Annotated in this window: 12 protein-coding genes; 6 read left to right on the forward strand and 6 right to left on the reverse strand. The window is 46.8% G+C overall.

Annotated elements, in window-relative coordinates; all coding sequences use genetic code 11:
* Positions 1-225 precede the first annotated feature (225 nt).
* Positions 226-687, forward strand: a complete 462-nt coding sequence (locus G6N79_RS01770) for a methionine-R-sulfoxide reductase (RefSeq protein ID WP_103904894.1) — start codon at positions 226-228, stop codon at positions 685-687.
* Here G6N79_RS01770 and G6N79_RS01775 read toward each other — a convergent pair.
* A complete protein-coding gene (locus G6N79_RS01775) occupies positions 656-1681 on the reverse strand; it encodes a LacI family DNA-binding transcriptional regulator (RefSeq protein WP_103904895.1) in 1026 nt (341 codons plus the stop codon). The two genes, G6N79_RS01770 and G6N79_RS01775, sit on opposite strands and share 32 nt — an antisense overlap.
* Positions 1682-1838: 157 nt before the next feature.
* Between G6N79_RS01775 and G6N79_RS01780 the strand changes: the two genes are divergently transcribed.
* The gene (locus tag G6N79_RS01780; RefSeq protein ID WP_103904896.1) at positions 1839-4091 is read left to right on the forward strand and encodes a GH92 family glycosyl hydrolase; all 2253 of its coding nucleotides are present in this window, start codon (positions 1839-1841) and stop codon (positions 4089-4091) included.
* Positions 4092-4171: 80 nt separating this feature from the next.
* On the forward strand, positions 4172-4498 hold the full coding sequence (locus tag G6N79_RS01785; RefSeq protein ID WP_103904897.1) for a DUF493 domain-containing protein: 327 nt from the start codon (positions 4172-4174) through the stop codon (positions 4496-4498).
* Between the two features lie 40 nt (positions 4499-4538).
* Here G6N79_RS01785 and G6N79_RS01790 read toward each other — a convergent pair whose 3' ends face one another.
* The 4 genes from G6N79_RS01790 to G6N79_RS01805 all read right to left on the reverse strand — a co-directional run bounded on the left by G6N79_RS01790 (position 4539) and on the right by G6N79_RS01805 (position 10099).
* Positions 4539-5402 carry a hypothetical protein gene (locus G6N79_RS01790; RefSeq protein WP_103904898.1) on the reverse strand — a complete coding sequence of 288 codons (864 nt, stop codon included), beginning with the start codon at positions 5400-5402 and terminating at the stop codon, positions 4539-4541.
* A 215-nt stretch (positions 5403-5617) separates the two neighbouring features.
* Positions 5618-7774, reverse strand: coding sequence for a polyribonucleotide nucleotidyltransferase (pnp, locus tag G6N79_RS01795; RefSeq protein ID WP_103905072.1), 2157 nt, complete (start codon positions 7772-7774; stop codon positions 5618-5620).
* Between the two features lie 710 nt (positions 7775-8484).
* On the reverse strand, positions 8485-8763 hold the full coding sequence (gene rpsO / locus G6N79_RS01800; protein WP_103904899.1) for a 30S ribosomal protein S15: 279 nt from the start codon (positions 8761-8763) through the stop codon (positions 8485-8487).
* A gap of 124 nt (positions 8764-8887) precedes the next feature.
* Entirely contained in the window at positions 8888-10099 is a 1212-nt protein-coding gene (locus G6N79_RS01805) for an acyltransferase family protein (protein ID WP_103904900.1), read from the reverse strand.
* A gap of 212 nt (positions 10100-10311) precedes the next feature.
* Here G6N79_RS01805 and G6N79_RS01810 point away from each other — a divergent pair, with 212 nt between their 5' ends.
* The 3 genes from G6N79_RS01810 (at position 10312) to G6N79_RS01820 (ending at position 16544) form a co-directional block, all read left to right on the forward strand.
* A complete protein-coding gene (locus G6N79_RS01810; protein WP_103904901.1) occupies positions 10312-11493 on the forward strand; it encodes an ROK family transcriptional regulator in 1182 nt (393 codons plus the stop codon).
* Between the two features lie 63 nt (positions 11494-11556).
* On the forward strand, positions 11557-14616 hold the full coding sequence (locus G6N79_RS01815; protein ID WP_241241724.1) for a SusC/RagA family TonB-linked outer membrane protein: 3060 nt from the start codon (positions 11557-11559) through the stop codon (positions 14614-14616).
* A 17-nt stretch (positions 14617-14633) separates the two neighbouring features.
* Positions 14634-16544: a SusD/RagB family nutrient-binding outer membrane lipoprotein gene (locus tag G6N79_RS01820; RefSeq protein ID WP_103904903.1), complete on the forward strand. Its 1911-nt coding sequence runs from the start codon at positions 14634-14636 to the stop codon at positions 16542-16544.
* An 88-nt stretch (positions 16545-16632) separates the two neighbouring features.
* Here the strand turns inward: G6N79_RS01820 and G6N79_RS01825 are convergent, their stop codons facing one another.
* Complete coding sequence (locus tag G6N79_RS01825; RefSeq protein WP_103904904.1) at positions 16633-19011, reverse strand: glycoside hydrolase family 3 N-terminal domain-containing protein; 2379 nt, start codon at positions 19009-19011, stop codon at positions 16633-16635.
* Between the last annotated feature and the right edge of the window lie 10 nt (positions 19012-19021).

Raw genomic sequence — 19021 nt, forward strand, 5'->3', positions numbered from 1 at the left:
ATTTTATGTGTAATAATTAATTGTTGACTCTCCAGTATAGGTACACAGTACCGTACAAAACAATGCACAAAAGTATAACTTATTAAGCAATCCCTGACAATTTGATGACGTAATTTGTCAATTTATAATCATTCTAAATTATACCCCGAATCCCCCTCCAAAGCCATAATAAATTAACATTCCCCTGATTTTTCCTTAATTCCTTTTTTGTAAATTAGCTAGTCTATGAAAACATTCTATTCAATATTAATTTTATTCATTATATCAGGTTGTGCACACTCACAATCGAACTCAACAACGCATACTATGGATAGCACAAAGAAATATAACGAACTAACTGCCGAAGAGGAATACGTTATCCTCCATAAAGGCACAGAAAGGCCTTTTACAGGCGAACTACTAGACAATAAGGAAACCGGCACCTACGTGTGCAAGCGCTGTGATGCGCCGCTGTACAGCTCTCAGGACAAATTTGAATCTCACTGTGGCTGGCCGAGTTTTGATGATGAAATCCCTGGCGCGGTAAAAAGGGTAACGGATGCCGATGGAAGAAGGGTGGAAATTATCTGTAACGCCTGTGGCGCCCATTTGGGCCATGTTTTTGAAGGCGAAGGATTCACCTCCAAAAACACCAGGCACTGTGTAAATTCGGTATCTATGAAGTTTGTTCCAGCGACTCCGCAATAGCAGAGGAACCACGGACCAATAACTCACTAGGAATTACAATCTGTTGTAATTCCTTATTTTTTCCCTTGATCTCATTGAGCAAGGTATGGATCAGCTCATTCGCAATAGCTGATGTATCCTGGGTCACCACGGAGATGCCAGGCTCATACAGACTGAATAGCGTATGGTCATCGAAAGCCACCATGTGTGGCAGATCCATATTATATTTCTTCACGGCCATCAATCCCTTGATTGCCAAATAGTTTGTCGCAAATAGAACAGCGTCCAAATTGTTGCTGCTGATGAATTCATGCAGTTGCTCGATGGCAAGCTCCTCGTCCTCATCGATCTTGATCTTCTTGATAAAAGCTTGATATTGATAATCATCGATCGCCTTCATGTACCCTTCCAATCGGTCGCGCATCTGCGTCTGGTTGGAATAGAGCGAAACAAATCCTACCCGTTTGTTGTTGGGGTTTTCCAGCAGGTGCTTGGTTGCATCAAAAGCCCCATTGAAGTTGTCGAGAACAACATAATGGGTTTCCAACGATGGAATGTACCGGTCAAATAAAACCAACGGCACATTGTTCTTGATCAGGTTGGATAGCGTGTCTTCCAGGCCTTCCGGCGGTGTAATGATGTAACCATCGACTTGTCGGTCATAAAACAGCTGGATCAGCTCCTTCGCCTTGGTCTCATCATTATCCATGCTACAGTAGATGATGTGGTATCCATTGTCATAGGCAATCCGTTCGATATATTTAGCCACATTGGAAAAGAAAGGGTTGGAGATATCTTCCACGATCAGCCCCAAAATCTTGGATTGACCGGTGCGCAGGCTCTGCGCCAGCTGATTGGGTTTATACCCCACTTTCTTCACATAGTCCAATACGCGTTTCGTCAACCCTTCACTGATCCGCTTTTCCTTTGCCTTCCCATTCAGGATAAAGGACACGGTGGTCACAGAAACGCCCAAGTTCTTTGCAATGTCACTAATTAAAATACGTTTTCTCATGCTAGGTCAATAAAAATTTCCAATCAAAATCTACCAAATATAAAAATATTAGCTAAATTTTAGCTATTAATTGCTAAATATTATGCTAAAAATTTGGCTAAAAGGGTTTATTAGGTTTAAAAATGTACATTTGTAAGACACTAATATAACGTTTTTTATGAACTTGAATTATAAAAGCTGGGCAATTATTTTTGCCGCCGCAGGAATAATCTGCAATTCGAGCAGTCTAAACGCCCAACAATTGACAAAATATGTCGATCCCTTCATCGGTACCGGCGGCCACGGACATACCTATCCCGGAGCAACCGTACCCTTTTCATTAGTACAACTTTCCCCCGACAATGGCAAGAATGGGTGGGACTGGGTATCCGGTTACCATATCAGCGCAGATTCCATTGCCGGATTCAGCCACATGCACCTGAGCGGAACAGGCATCGGCGATTGGCTGGACATTGCCATCATGCCCTTGGTCAAACCCGTACAGCAGAAAAAAGTGGATACCCGTGTCAAATTCTCCCACGATAACGAAAAGGCAAGCCCGGGATTCTATCAGGTCTCTTTGGACAACGGTATCCAAGCCCAGCTGACCGCGACCGAACGCGTGGGTTACCACCAATATCAGTTTCCGGCAGGTAGCCAGCCGACCATCCGATTGGACCTCCACCATGCACACAATTGGGATCGCCCAACACAGACAGAGATTCGCGTCATTGACAACCAGACCGTTGTCGGAAAGCGCTATTCTACGGGCTGGGCGACGCAACAGCATATCTATTTCGCCATCAAATTCGACAAACCCTTTGCTGAGATCCTGTTGAACGGCGAAAAAAGCCAACTGGCCGGCGGAAAAATCAATTCTGCTGACAAGAATGAACCAGGCGTCAATGCGCAGTTTATCTTTCCAGGAAATCAGGAAGTGGCCCTCAAGGTAGCTCTTTCCACCAGCAGTGAGGATAAAGCATTGCTCGCCATGCAGGAGATTCCGAATTGGGATTTCAACACCGTGCGTACAGCAGCGGAGCAGAAATGGGAAAAGGAATTGGGCAAGATCAAGGTGGAATCGTCGGACGAAACCCTCAAAAAGATTTTCTACTCAGCGCTATACCACACCGCGGTATCCCCTACCCTCTATTCCGATAGCGATGGGGCGTACAAGAATTACAAAGGCGAAAGCAAGAAGATGGCAAACGGCCAACGTTATACCCTATTCTCCCTTTGGGACACATTCCGGGCGTTAAAACCGCTATTTACCATCACTCAAGGCGAACGCTATACCGATATGATGAATTCCATGCTGGCCTTTTACGATGAAAACGGCCTGTTACCGGTATGGGATCTCAGCACGTTTGAAACCAATACCATGACGGGCTACCATGCCATTCCGGTGTTGGCGGATGCCGTATTGAAAGATGTACCGGGCATTGATCAGGAAAAAGCATTCCAGGCGATGCTTGCCAGCGCCAACCAGTCCATCCGACAGGTTCCAGATTATATCCAGTACGGCTATGTACCGCAGGATGTGTACGGCGGATCCGTAACCTCGACCTTGGAATACGCCTTCGATGATTACTGCATCTCCTTGGTAGCCAAGAAACTGGGTAAGAAAAAAGAATATGAAGAGTTCACGAAGCGTGCAAAAAACTATACGCACCTGTTCGACCCGAATTCTGGATTTATGCGCGCCAAACTGAAGAATGGCAAGTTCGTAGAACCGTTTGATCCATTCTATTCCGAGCATGAATTCTCCAAATCCCAATACATCGAAGGGAATGCCTGGCAGCACTCCTTCTTCGTACCGCATGATGTCCGTGGCCTTGCCAAGCTCTTCCCGAAGAAGGATGGTCTGGAAAAAATGTTGGACACCCTGTTTACGGCTCCTTCGTACATGACGGGCGAGAACCAGTCACCGGATGCCAGCGGATTTATCGGCCAATATGCGCACGGGAATGAACCGAGCCACCACATCGCCTATATGTACTCCTACTTGGGAAAACCTTGGAAAACGCAGGAAAAGGTACGTGCCATTATCGACTCCATGTACCATGAACGCCCAGATGGGTATGCAGGGAATGAGGATGCCGGCCAAATGAGTGCCTGGGGCGTATGGTCCATGATGGGCCTTTATCCAGCCTCACCGGTGAACGGCGAATATGTCTTTGGTAGCCCTGTACTGGACCGCTCCGAGATCACCATGCCCAATGGTAAGGTCTTCACGATCGTGGCCAAGAACAACAGCAAACAGACACCTTACATCAAATCAATAAGATGGAACGGTAAGCCCTACAACAAATTATACATTACCCACAACGACATGTTGCAGGGTGGAACACTGGAGTTTGAGATGAGCGATAAACCGAACTTGAAGCTGGGCAAGAAGAAAAATTCATGGCCGACTTCCATGGAAAACTAAACAAAATCGAGCGGCTAACGTTTTGTCATATAAAGTCCTTGGGTACGCTTATTGATACACAAGGGAAAGGAGATTAAACAATGGCAGATTTAAACAACAATATCAACATCAAGGATATTCAAGACAATACAAACAACCAGGATTTCTACAAAAACTTCAAGGAAAAGTTAATCGAAGTGGAGCAATTCCCGAGCATTTACACCTTTAAGTTCATTGTAAAAACCGACTCAGATCAGGCAGAACAGGTAAAAGCGCTATTCACGCATGCCTCTGCTAAGTTTTCGGAGAAAAGCTCTTCAGGTGGTAAGTACACGTCCATTTCGATCGAAAACTACGTGAACTCAGCTGATGAGGTCATTGATTACTACAAAAAGGTCGGGGAAATCCCAGGAGTTATGATGTTATAAGAAACGAAGGGTGCCAAAATGGCACCCTTTCTTTTTATGCTTACAATTCCAATTTCTGGATCGCCTTCTCCACGGCGAGCGGATCGCCAAAGTCAACCTGTTTATCTTTCAGTGCTGTATAATAATTCCCTGGAATAATGACATAACGGTATTGTATGCTACTCCCCAACATCAGCAATGCGCCTCCATCATATACCATCCGGAAGATCAGCAATTCCCTTAATTTCAGTTTAAATCCAATGGTCGACATACGTCCTCCCGGTCTGCTGGTGAATGGCAACGGAAATGGACCGCCCCCATAATCCAAATACATCAGGACCACGGCCGAATTCATGACCGTTTCGCTGATTTGTGGGGCATAGATATGTGCGATCCGCAATTGTGTTCCATCCATAATGGTATCTTTCACGCGGACTGCCGACTTCCAGCCCGAATAGAGAACACGTGCGTCCGCTTTGAGATTCGTGCCGACACCCCAACCGGTTGCCGTTTTCGGACCGTACAGCACCATCGCTGCCGTGTTGAAGTAGAAATCCCCAACAGCGCCAATGTTGACCGCAGGAATGGACGTTCCGGAAAGGAATTGCGAACCATTCTTCCCGTTGGTACCGTTCTTTCCATCTTCCCCTTTGATGCTAACGCCTGCCCCCCAACCTTTATCCGTTTTGGGGCCATAGAGCACACTGGTTGTCGTCCTAAAATAGTAATCGCCGTTCTTGCCCAGCGATGCGGCGGGAACCACCGTTCCCGAATGCATGGTGGAACCATCGGCACCCTTTATACCACGCTCCCCAGCATCTCCCTTTTCCCCTTGGGGACCAACCGCACCTGTGTCCCCCTTCTTACAGGACCCCGCCAACAATAGCAGCACCCCCATAATGATCATTAATAACTTCGCTTTCATAATCTTTCTATTTAAGTTCTTGAAATTGACCACATAAAACTAGGGGATAAATACTGGAGGAAAGCCGGCAATGAGCAAGGTCGGGCGGCTAATGCGCAAAAGGGGGATTCTGCTGAGCGAGCTGGCGGATGCTCCGGATAACCAGGAACCCAAAGGTTGATCCAAAAGAAAAGGGGTTGGCAATGCCAACCCCTTAATTCTATGTTTACCGGTGCTTATGCTTCCGGTTTGTTCTCTTTAGGATTTTCCTTTGGAGGTCTCGGTAATAAGGCTTTTCTAGAAAGCTTCATTTTACCTTGCTTATCGATATCCAACAATTTAACCGTTACGATATCGCCTTCCTTAAAGACACCGTCCATTGTTTCCAGACGTTTCCAGTCGATTTCGGAAATATGCAACAATCCATCCTTACCTGGCATAATCTCAACGAATGCACCGAATGGCATAATGGATCTTACTTTACCTTCATAGATTTCACCGATTTCCGGTCTAGCAACGATTGCCTTGATACGTGCCGTAGCTGCATCGATCGAATCTTTGTTGTCTGCGAAGATCTGCACGATACCTTGGTTGTCAACTTCCTCAATGGAGATCGTAGCACCTGTTTCGCGTTGCATTTCTTGGATGATCTTACCACCAGGTCCGATAACCGCACCGATGAATTCTTTATCGATCGTCATCTGAATGATACGTGGAGCATGCGGTTTGTAATCTTCACGAGGAGTAGTAATGGTTTTCGCCATTTCGCCCAAGATGTGAAGACGTGCTTCTTTCGCTTGATCCAACGCTTGTGTCAACACTTCCCATTTCAGACCATTGATCTTCAAGTCCATCTGACAACCAACGATACCTTTTTCAGTACCCGTTACTTTGAAGTCCATATCACCCAAGTGATCTTCATCACCTAAGATATCGGAAAGGATTGCGTATTTACCTGTTTTCTCATCCGTGATCAATCCCATCGCAATACCAGAAACTGGCGCGGAGATTTTCACACCTGCATCCATCAAGGCCAATGTACCCGCACATACGGTAGCCATAGAAGATGAACCATTGGATTCCAAGATATCGGAAACCACACGGATCGTGTAAGGGTTATCCTCACCTGAAGGCAACACCTGCTTCAATGAACGCATGGCCAAGTTACCATGACCTACTTCACGACGACCAGGACCACGGTTAGGTCTTACTTCACCGGTTGAGAAACCTGGGAAGTTGTAGTGCAATAGGAATTTGTTGTATCCATGGATAAAAGCTCCATCGATCATTTGCTCATCATCCTTAGCACCTAAGGTTACCGATGTCAATGATTGTGTTTCTCCACGTGTAAATACAGCAGAACCGTGTGCCGCAGGCAAGAAATCTACCTCGGTTAGGATCGGGCGTACCGTGCGTACATCACGACCATCCAAACGGATGCCTTCGTTCAATACCAAATTACGTACCGCATCGTATTGTACATCATGGAAATATTTCTTCTTCAAGAACTCTGTATCGTCGTCAAGATCTTCACCTAAAGTAGCGAAGAACTCTTCACCGATTTCAGCGAATTTTTCGGTACGCTCGTGTTTTGAAGAACCTGATTTTGCTACAGCGTAAACTTTATCGTATGTCGCTGCGTAAACCGCATCTTTCAATTCTTGATTTTCTGGCTCGTGGTTGAATTCACGTTTTGTCTGTGCACCTACAAGACTTGCCAATTCAAGCTGTGCAGCAACTTGCTTTTTGATCGCTTCGTGAGCGAAAGCAATCGCTTCCACCATTTCATTCTCAGAAATTTCTTTCGCTTCGCCTTCTACCATCACGATATCCTGTGCGGAACCTGCCACAATAAATTCAAGGCTTGCGTTCGCCAAAGCGGACATCGTTGGGTTGATCACCAACTGACCGTCGATTTTCGCAACCCGAACTTCAGAGATTGGTCCGTTGAAAGGAATATCCGATACGGCGATAGCTGCTGATGCTGCCAATCCTGCCAAAGCATCCGGCATAATATCCTTATCTGCAGAGATCAAGCTCACCATAACCTGTGTATCGGCGTGGTAAGTCTCCGGGAACAATGGACGCAATGCTCTGTCGATCAAACGGGAGATCAAGACCTCGTAGTCAGATAAACGAGCTTCACGGCGCAAGAATCCTCCAGGGATACGACCTGTTGCAGCATATTTTTCTTGGTAATCTACTGATAAAGGCAAGAAATCGACACCCGCTTTCGCTTCTTTCGATGATACCACAGTAGCTAGCAACATCGTTGCTCCTTGTTTCAATACTACTGATCCATCAGCTTGTTTCGCTAACTTACCAGTAGACAATTCGATAGGAGCTTGTCCGCCGCCCATCTCAATTGTAACTTTCTTTTCGTTATAAATCATTGTGTTTTCTTTGCGATGCATTTGCCTCAATTCCGATGCATCAAATTATTTTTGACCTTTTTAATCGCACAAATGTAAAGAATTTTGTGCCGTTAACATAAAACCTCGGAAAATTTACTTCCACCTATCGATCAATAAAGCCAGAAGTGGGGTAATTTTCCCATGCTTTAAATCAAACCTAGTTCTATCCCCCTTCCTCCTGTTTCGGCATGGGGAGAGCGTATCTTAAGCGCACTCCTACTTGCTCGATGCTGAACATCCAATTTTTGTTGTCGCCAAAATGGGCCTTTACACAGCGAAAAAACGGGTTTTTAGTGGACCTTGTCCGAGGTGCTACCGTGGTGCGTACGCATTCCGAGCGAGGTGAGAGCGTGCCTATAGACACGCTCTCACTACGCTCTCACCACGCTCTCAGTACGCTCTCACCTCGGACAAGGTCCATGGAAATCAATTCCAACTGGCAATGTACCCGTCCAGAAAAAACAGGTCGTTCCAAATGGATCTCCACTAAAAAATCAGGATTGTTTAAGCACCCATGAGGAATTTCCGGGAGTTAGAGGCGGCAAAATTGATTGCGTGAGCAAATTGGTGGTTTTTGGTGGAAATGATGATCGCCGCTCCGTTCACGTTCGATAACGCAAGAAAATCGGCGCACAAAAAAAGCCGTTCCACATAATGGAACGGCTTTTCAATGCTTTTAATGAATATGCTTACTTGATGATATCACGTAAACCTAATCCTTTGATGATTGCACGGTATCTTTCGATATCTTTTTTGTACAAATAAGCCAATAACGAACGACGCTTACCTACTAATTTCTGTAGGGAACGTTGTGTGTTAAAATCTTTTCTGTTCGATTTCAAATGCCCAGTTAAGTGAGCGATTCTTTTCGTAAATAATGCAACTTGTCCTTCTGCAGAACCTGTGTTTTCAGCTGATCCAGCAAATTCTTGGAAGATATCAGCTTTGTACTCTTTACTTAAATACATTCTTGAATAATATTAAAGCGTTAAAAAATTTATTAATTGGCTGCAAAGTTAACATCTTAAATCGTAATCCCGAAATAAAAGATGAAATAGCCATTGCGCTGATTGTCAACGCACTTCGAAACCCTTACACCTTGATGTAAATCTTCTTTTGATCCAGCCAATAGCAAATGGCCCACATCACTACAAGAAAGCATAGCGAATAGGCAAATGAACCCACTTCTGGAGGTCCGGGCAGGTGTGCACACACATTTTTATAGAACCAGGCAAATGGTGTGGTAAAAACAGCTTCGCCCGCCTCATTCACGCCATTGGGAATTCGGATCAGACCGAGCCCCTTGGGCAAAAGCCCACTCAAAACAAAGATAAACAAAGGGTTCTTGCCGAAAACATCAAAGAACTTGGTCAGGTTGTTTCTCACCCTTTGCACTTCAATATACCAGATCATGGTACCCAGGGTTAGTACGCCCAAGCCCGTGGTGTACAAGACATACGAACTGGTCCAGATTTTTTTGTTGATCGGGAATCCCAATGACCAGGTCCAGGCCAGCACCAACAGGATAAAACCTGTCACGAAAAGACCGGAGAGTAATTTGAAGTGGGGCTCCTGGCTGACCGGGACTTTCGTCCACAACCAATCCACACTACCCTGTTTTTTGATGAATACGCCAGCTAGATAACCGAACACCACCTGAACGACCGCCGGCAGTGCACTCATCAATCCTTCCGGATCAAAAGGGACACCTTCACCCTTATACATATGGGCTACGCCCAAAATTTGCTTGTCAATGGCTGTCCCGAACCATCCTTCCAGGCTATAGGGATCACCGGTACCTAGCACCATGCACAGCCCCCAATACCCCAACAGGATAACCGCGGATATATAGATCAGCGTCCGTGGCTTGAAATAATACGCCAAGATGGATGCAAAGAAATAAGCAATGGCAATCCGCTGCAATACCCCAAGGATGCGGACACCTTTATCGGGATCAACAGAACTGACCCATTCACGGAATTGCAGTGTCCCATCCACCCATTGCACGAAGGGAAACCAATTCAGTCCAAGACCGATCAAGAAGATCAGGACCGTCCGCTTGATGACCTTTTTCCAGAACACCCCATCTCCGGCCTCTTGCAAACGAGGAATAACAAAGGACATGGCATTACCGACGGCAAATAGGAAAAAGGGAAAGACCAGATCGGTAGGCGTGCAGCCATGCCAAGGGGCATGCTTCAAGGGTGCAAACATATGGGACCATGTTCCTGGATTGTTGACCATGATCATTAAGGCAACGGTCGCACCACGAAACACATCTAAGGAATAATAACGCTGTTTCATAATTTATTGCTTAATCGAAGTTACACTATTCAGCAGACTTATTGCACACTTTATTGGTAAAAACACTGAAAAACGCAAGAAAACGCACTAAATCCGGCAAGATAACTGAATAGTTATTCCATGATCCGGATACTTATTAAAAAAATTAAAAAGTATTTGGATGTTAAATAATTATTAACATAACTTTGTCCGATAAATAACAAAACCAAACAGTGGATAGCCTGAAATTATCGATACTCAAGCGGCTTTACTTCTCCAATCCGCAGTCTATTGCGGAATTGAGCAGTACAATTGGCAAAAGTGTTCCGAACATCACCAATTCGGTCAATAAACTCTTGCAGGCAGGACTCATCGAACACGCTGGTTTGGCGGCTTCTACAGGAGGACGTAGAGCGGCCCACTTCGCACCCAATGCCGACAAATTACCCTTAATCCTTAGTGTCGCCATCGATCAATATTACACGTCTGTTGCTGTTGTTGATTTTAAGAATCACTACAAAACTGAAATCAGGACCGCAGCTATCGACCTGAAATCTCCCGAAGCATATACGGAACTACGTGCGCTGATCGAAGCATCCCTTTCGGAAATTGACCGGAAAATGGTGTACGGAATGGGGATCAGTATTCCGGGGTTTGTGGACAGCAACAGCGGGAAGAACAATTCGTATCCCGAGGATGCGCCACTTTACGACCTGAAGCACCAATTGGAACGGGATTTTCGCTTGCCGACCTATGTCGAGAATGATTCTTCTGCGATTGCAATCGCAGAACACCATTTCGGCAAAGCAAAGGAAGTGCGGAATGCGATGGTGATCAATCTAAACTGGGGCGTAGGATTGGGCATGATCATCGACAATGAGCTTTATCGTGGCCATAGTGGGTATGCGGGCGAGTTCAGCCATATCCCATTATCCAACCTGAATAAGTTGTGCTCCTGTGGCAAAAAGGGTTGCCTGGAGGTGGAAGCCTCCCTTGTTGCAGCGATTGATTTTGCACTGGAAAGATTACAGTCCGGGGAAGAGTCGTCGTTGAAACATAAAATCACTTCAGATGGTCGCCTCAGCGGGAATGACCTCTTGGATGCAGCAATTGCCGGGGATCAATTGGCCATGGAGGCCATCAACAGAATCGGCTATATGCTCGGCAAGGGCATTGCGACATTGATCCACATCATTAATCCGCAGAAAGTCATCATCAGCGGCCGGGGGGCAAAGGCCCAGGATATCCTGTTGCCACAGATCCAATCGGCCATCCTTGAATTCAGCATCCAACGCTTATCAAAAGATACTACTATTGAATTTTCAAATACCGATCATATACAACTATTAGGTTCAACTTGTATCTGTGTACTAAACGCAGATAAAAGCATCTACAAACAACAATTAACAGACTAATTAAATTAATTCATCAACAAAATGAGCAAATTTTACTCAAAATGTTGCAGCTTAACGGTTGTTATGCTTCTCTGCATATCGACCTTATTTGCACAGCAGACCGTTACGGGACGTGTAACGGGTGAAAATGGAGATGCCCTTCCTGGTGTCAGTGTTACCGTTGTGGGGACTAACCGCGCGGCACAGACCAATGCCCAAGGGTCTTACTCCATCCAAGCGAACAATGGCGACAAAATCCGCTTCTCCAGCGTTGGTTTTGCCAGCCAAGTGATTAACGTGAGTGGCACCACGCATAACGTGAGCCTGGCTGAAGATGCCGGCAACATCGATGAGGTGGTCGTAACAGCCATGGGGATCAAAAGAGAGCGTAAATCCCTTGGATATTCCTTCCAAGAGGTGAAATCCGAGCAGTTGGCCGATGCCAAAGAGAACAATGTGGCCAACGCCCTAGTGGGTAAGGTTGCAGGCCTTCAGGTCATCAAGGGTTCTGCAGGTCCAGCTTCATCGACCAAGATCACCCTACGCGGTAACAACTCCCTAACGGGAGATAACCAGCCCCTCATTATTGTGGATGGTGTTCCGATGAACAACTTCCTTGGTGCAAAAGGAAGTAATGGCCAAGTGAACAATGACTTCTGGAATCCCGGTACCGATATGGGTAACGGTTTAGGAGATATTAATCCGGAAGATATCGAGAGCATGTCCGTATTGAAATCCGGTGCGGCATCTGCGCTTTACGGATCTCGTGCGGGAAATGGTGCGATCGTCATTACAACCAAATCGGGTAAGGCCCAAAAAGGAACAGGGATCACCTATTCATCCACACTTGGTTTCGAAACTCTATTTATGATTCCTGAAATCCAAAGCGAATTCGGACAGGGTAAAGATGGTGTATTCGATGCTGTAAGTACCGACAACTGGGGTGCTGCAATCGATGGATCAACCTACCAAGCATACGACAACATCAATAACTTCTTCAATACGGGATTGAACCATACGCAGAATGTTTCCTTCCAGCAGCAAGTTGGGGAATCGACGAATGTTTATTCTTCCGCAACGTACCTGAACGATAAGAGCAAGATCCCAGGATCGTCCCTTTCCCGTCTGAACTTAATGTCCAAGGTATCCACTTCATTCGGACCGAACAAACGTTGGTCTACAGAAGTGAAGGTACAGTACATGAACAACGACGCTACGAACAGACCGATTTCAGGACAGAATAACTCCAATGCATTCGCGACGTTATTCCGTATGCCACGCACCATCAACATCTTGGATTACAAAAACCCGGTGAACAACCTGAACAAGATGAACTGGTACGGAACTTCCAATTCCATCAACCCGTATTGGTTAGCGGAATACAACCTGAACAACGATGTTAGGAACCGCTTTTTGAGCAATGCAAATATCAAGTACAAGATTACCGAATGGTTGGATGTAGAAGGTCGTGCCGGCTTGGACACCTATACTTCCCGTTTGGAGAACAAGACCTATGGCGGTAGCCCATTGAGCCCATCAGGCTTATATTCTACGGGTAAAACCGAATTTGCCGAGAAAAACTTCACCTTGGGATTGCATGCTAGACAGGATGCCATCAATGGTGGTAAATGGGGTGTGAGTGGATCGGTATTCGGCCAGATCATGCGCAGTGATGAAACCTACCTGGGTGTAGGCGTTGGCGAACTGGAAGTACCGAACTATTTCAATGTAACGAACGGAAAAGGAAACCCTACTCCTTCCCAATATAACGATAGAAAACAGATTAATTCCCTTTACGGAACTGGAGAATTGAGCTATGATGGATACTGGTTCCTAAATGTTACGGCTCGTAACGACTGGTCTTCTGCATTATCAAAAGTAAACCGCTCGTACTTCTACCCTTCGGTGAGTACATCCTTGGTAATTTCCGATATGATCAGAAAATCAGGTGGTGAAATGCCTAGCTTCATCAACTTCTTAAAGGTTAGAGCGTCGTATGCCATTGCTGGTAACGACATGAAAGCCTACCGTTTGATCAACCAGTATGAGATCAACCGCGATCCGAACGGAAATACAACCGCTGGATTGGGCGATGTTCGCTTCAACGAAAACGTGCGCAGCGAATTGATCAAATCCTTGGAGGTCGGTTTTGACACCCGTATGTTCGACAACCGTTTCGGTATCGACTTCGCGTGGTACAAGAACAACGCAACCCATCAATTATTGGAAATCCCTACGGACCCAATGAGCGGATTCAAAGCAGAAAACATCAACGCCGGAAATATCCAAAACTCAGGTATTGAGATTGCATTGGATGGACAGATCTTACGTTCTGAAAATGGCCTGAACTGGAATTCATCCGTTAACTTCTCGAAGAACGTCAATAAGATCATCGAACTTTCCGATAAGATCGACTACTATACCTTGGGTGGATTTGACAACATTGCCGTTCGTGCAATTGAAAACCAGCTATACGGACAGATCATCGGTTCCAAATTTTTGCGTGTTGACGATCAGAACAGCCCGTACTACGGACAGATGATCCTGAACGGGAATGGCCTGCCACAGGCAGTTGACGGACAGGTATTAGGAAACCAGTCGCCGAAAGCATTAGTGGGTTGGACCAACTCCTTCAATTACAAGAACGTTGGCTTAAGCTTTCAGATCGATGGTCGCTTTGGCGGGGAATTCTTCTCCGGAACCAATGTAAACTTACAGGCGAACGGTACAGCTGCTGAAACGGTAGTGAATGGCAAACGCGATAACTTCGTGGTAAGCGGTGTTGTTGCCAATGGTGATTCCTACACACAAAACACGAAAGAAGTTACGCCTCAGCAATACTGGACACAGGTTGCGACCAGCGGAAACATGGGTATCGGTGAAGCCAACATCTATGATGCGACAAACATCCGCCTACGGAACATTACCTTGAGCTATAACCTGCCAGCGTCGGTTTTGAAGAGCAAGGTATTGCAACGCGCGCGGATCGCTTTCACGATGAACAACGTATGGATGATCAAGAGCTATGCAAAAGGTGTCGATCCGGAATCTGTATTCTCGATCAACAGCAATGCGACGGGTTTTGAGAACTTCGCAACACCGACTTCGCGCTCCTACTTTATCAACCTAACATTAGGCTTTTAATCCTTAGCACTTAAGACATGAAAAATATTATATCAAAAATAGGTCTGGGAATCTTGCTTTCGGCGAGCTTGGCATCATGCTCCAAGTTTGACGAGATCAATGTGGACCCAGGAAAAGTTACCGAAGATCAGGTCCGTGTAGAATACCTGTTCAATAATGCCGTAATCGGTGCACAGATGGATCCGCACATTGCGGAACGTATCTTCGTTATTTATTGGAAAACAGCGGCCCGCCAGCACATGTCCACAGGTCTTGCCGGTGGATCGTACAATGACGGGTACTCTGTAGACTATTGGGGCCGTGGCTACCTTTCCCAATGGTTGAATAACATCAACCAAGCGATCCGTATCGGTGAAAAGCGCATCGCGGACAATTCTGCAGAAGGCCATATCAACAATGTTGTTCAGATTTCCAGAATCTGGCGTGCGTATTTGATGAGTGAGGCGGCAGATAACTTCGGTCCGATTCCTTTGAACGGTTTCGAGGGCGAAAACCCGGAATATGCAGATGTGAAAGCAGTTTATTACCATCTACTGGCGGAGCTGTCAGACGCTGTGGGTAAGATCAATGCAGTAAGTGCGGGTGATTATGCGAAATACGACAATGCCTATGGCTTCAACGGTGACAAATGGAAGAAATACGCAAACTCGCTACGGATGCGTTTAGCGATGCGTATTGCAGAAGTTGATCCGGCAAAAGCGAAAACGGAATTCGAAGCGGCAGCTGCTGGCGGCAATTACATCAAAGCCGCTGAGGATATGTTCGCCATTCAGGAGAAACCAGGATGGGATCCGCTTTCAGGGGTGATGAGCCGCGAATGGAACGGCCAAGTTCTTTCAGCAACCCTCAACAACCTGTATGTAGGTTTGGGTGGTGTGAAATCGGAAGTACAATTAGGTGCTGCCTTCCAATCCAGCATCAAGCCTGCGAACTATGCGGGTAGACGTTTCGTGGATCATTTCTCGCTTAAGACCAATGATCCGATGGCGGGCTATTTCTTCGATGGTATGCCGAACAGCATTGACCCACGTGCCTATAAAACGTTCTACATTCCTGGAGATACCTTGAGTGCGCAGTTTTCGAACTACCCTTCATGGACCAAGGATGCTAAGATTACCAAAGTTGCTTTGAAGCGTGCAACTGGAGGCAACATTCAACTTGACGTAGCGAAAACATGGAGTGCACAGGCACCTGGTGATTTCGGTGCGAAAGGTACGGCCAATGAAATCAGAACCATTCAGATCGGTAAGATCCCGGGATTATCCCAGGCATACCGCACCAGTCAGGCGAAACGTGTGTTTTTTGCTGCTTGGGAAAGCTTCTTCCTTTTGGCTGAAGCATCACTTAAAGGCTGGAATACAGGAACCACGGCACAACAGGCGTATGAGAATGGGGTGAAAGCCAATTTCGAATACATGGGCGTTGGCCAATACGCTAGCCAGTACCTGAGCTCTGAAAACTACAACAACGTAGGAACATCCGCGAAATTTACACATACGACCGAACCGGGTAATTCCCGTACAATGACGTATGTGGATGGCTACACCAATAAATCGGGAACAGCTACCATCAAGTATCCGGTGAACTCCATCTACAAGAATGGTACCGTGCGTAATGACCAATTGACCAAGATCATTACCCAAAAATACATCGCCAATATGCCTTGGTTGCCTTTAGAGGCATGGAATGACCACAGAAGATTGGGCTTGCCGTTCTTTGAGAACCCGGCAATCGAAAATCCACTGACCAATCTTCCAGCATTGAACGATGGAAACTACATGACCAACAGTGTCGATTTCTTCCCGCAGCGCTTGCAATATCCTTCCTCCTTTAGGGAAGCATCCAATGCGCAATACCAAAATGCAGTAACCCTGCTAGGTGGCGAGGACAAAGTAAGTACCCCGCTATGGTGGGCGAAAAAGAAATAAATAGTAAAAGCCGGGTATTTTACCCGGCTTTTTTATGCTTATGCAATGGACCTCCAGGTCCACACTATTCCCTAAGTGATGACTTGCATCATTCCAATGGATAATCCTTTTCCAGCACAAAACTTCCTTCCAATCGGATATCATCCGAAGAGCTACCAACCAGCACCTTAAATCGTCCTTTCTCCACTATCCACGCCTTGTCCACGCCCCATATCTTCAGGTCTTCTGGATTCAACGTAAATGCAACAGCTTGCTTTTCGCCTTTCTTAAAATGTATCCGCTGAAATCCGCGAAGCTGTTTGATCGGCGTAACGACCGAACTGACCTCATCGACAAGGTACAATTGGATAACCTCATCTCCATCATATTGCCCGATGTTCTCCACATCCAGGGTTATCTCCACGTCGAAACTTGCATCCTTTTCCTTCTTTACGATATGTAGCTTGCTGTAGGCAAACTTGGTATAGCTGAGTCCATGCCCAAAGGAGTATAGTGGCTTGGCTTCTATATCAATGTATTCATGATGCTTAGGCTTTTGGTGGTTATAGTAAACTGGGAGTTGCCCAACGGATCTAGGCACGGAAATAGGCAACCGTCCGGAGGGGTTGTAATCCCCAAACAGCACATCGGCAATCGCCAGTCCCCCCTCCTGACCTGGATACCAAGCATCGAGGATGGCAGGTAGGTGCTCTTGGGCCCAGTTTAAATTCAACGGTCTGCCCTTGATGGTCACCAACACAATGGGCTTACCCGTGGCGTGGATGGCTTCCATGAGCTTTAGTTGATCGCCCATCAAATCCAGCGAAGCGCGGTCAAAACCCTCCCCACTTTCCATGTCGGAAATTGCGTTTTTGCTTTCTTCCACATTGGCTGCACCGGTTGCCTGATAGGAGGTCATGAAGTCCCTGGCACTGGAGCCGCCCATCACCAGCACGACCACATCAGCACGCTCCGCAGCCGCGACAGCTGCTGCAATATCGGATGCCGCCGTATCCCGGATGGCTACACCCTTTACATATTCTACCGTCATTTTTTGCCCTACTTTCTCGCGAATGCCCTGCAGCACGGTCGTCACCTTGCCTTCCGCCTGCGGTGCCGTGTAATCCCCCAATTGGTTGTACACATTGTCAGCATTCGGGCCTATTACGGCAATCCGTTTCATATTTCCCTTTAAGGGTAGCAACTCGTTATCATTCTTCAAAAGTGTTATTCCTTCGAGTGCCACCTGTTTGGCGACCGCCCGATGGGCTTTTGTTCCGACCGTTCGCATCGCTTCCTGCTCGGAGACAAATGGATCTTCGAACAGGCCCAATGCAAATTTGGTCCGTAGCACGCGCTTCACGGCTTGATCCAGGGTTTCCTCATCGATGAGGCCCAAAGCCAGGGCGTCCTTTAGGTTCTTGCCATAGGCCGTTCCGCTCAAATCCACGTCAAGGCCTGCCCCTAAGCTCTGTGCGGCACTCTCGACCGGCGAACTTGCTGTAGCATGGCCACCATGCAGCCCTTGGATACTCAATAGATCGGAAACCACAAACCCCTGAAACCCCCATTCCTTTCGCAGGATCTGATTTAAGAGCCAGGCGTTGCTGGAACAAGGGATACCATCAATGGAGTTGTAAGCAGTCATCACGGAATGTGCACCCTGGCGAACTGCAGGCGCAAATGCCGCCAGGTAATTCTGCCGCAGATCCCGTTCACCGACCGATGCGGGGCCACCATTGTGCCCACCTTCGGGTACACCATAGGCTACAAAATGTTTCAACGTGGAAAACAGCTTTCCCTTTCCACCGATCTTTTCCCCCTGCATCCCTTTAACCATTGCTTTTCCCATCTGCCCGACCAAAAAGGTATCTTCCCCATAGGACTCTTCCGTTCTCGACCAGCGCGGTTCCCTTGCGAGATCCAACACAGGGCCATAACCATTATGGGCACCTACAGCCGCCGCTTCCAAGGCAATCACCGCAGCCATCCTTTCGATCAATGCCGTATTCCAGGTGCTGGCTTGGCCGATGGCAGTCGGGAAGACCGTGGCGCCGATGGCCATGTGCCCATGAGGTGTCTCCTCCGAAAGCAATAATGGGATTCCAAGTCGTGTACTGTCCAACATATAGCGTTGCAACGCATTGGTGGCCTTGGCTGCCTCAGCAGGACTTAGCCCGGTTTCCAGTGTCTTCTGCGTCCAAGGGTCTGCCCGCAATGTTGCCCACAGCAGGCCTATAGGTTCCTTCTTGACCAACTCCTTGAACTTTTGGCTGGCTCCAACGCCATGCCCCGTTTTTTCGTACATCTCCCACCCCAGGGGTTTGGCCAATTGCCCCACTTTCTCGTCGATGGTCATACGCCCCAATAGATCATCGACACGCTCCGTAATGGACAACCGACTATCCTTATACGGGAATTTCTGGGAATGCGCGAGGAATGGACTGATAGCGAGGCACGCCAAAATATAATAACACTTGATTTTCATGTCGAATCGA

The sequence above is a fragment of the Sphingobacterium lactis genome (assembly GCF_011046555.1).
Lineage (GTDB): Bacteria > Bacteroidota > Bacteroidia > Sphingobacteriales > Sphingobacteriaceae > Sphingobacterium > Sphingobacterium lactis.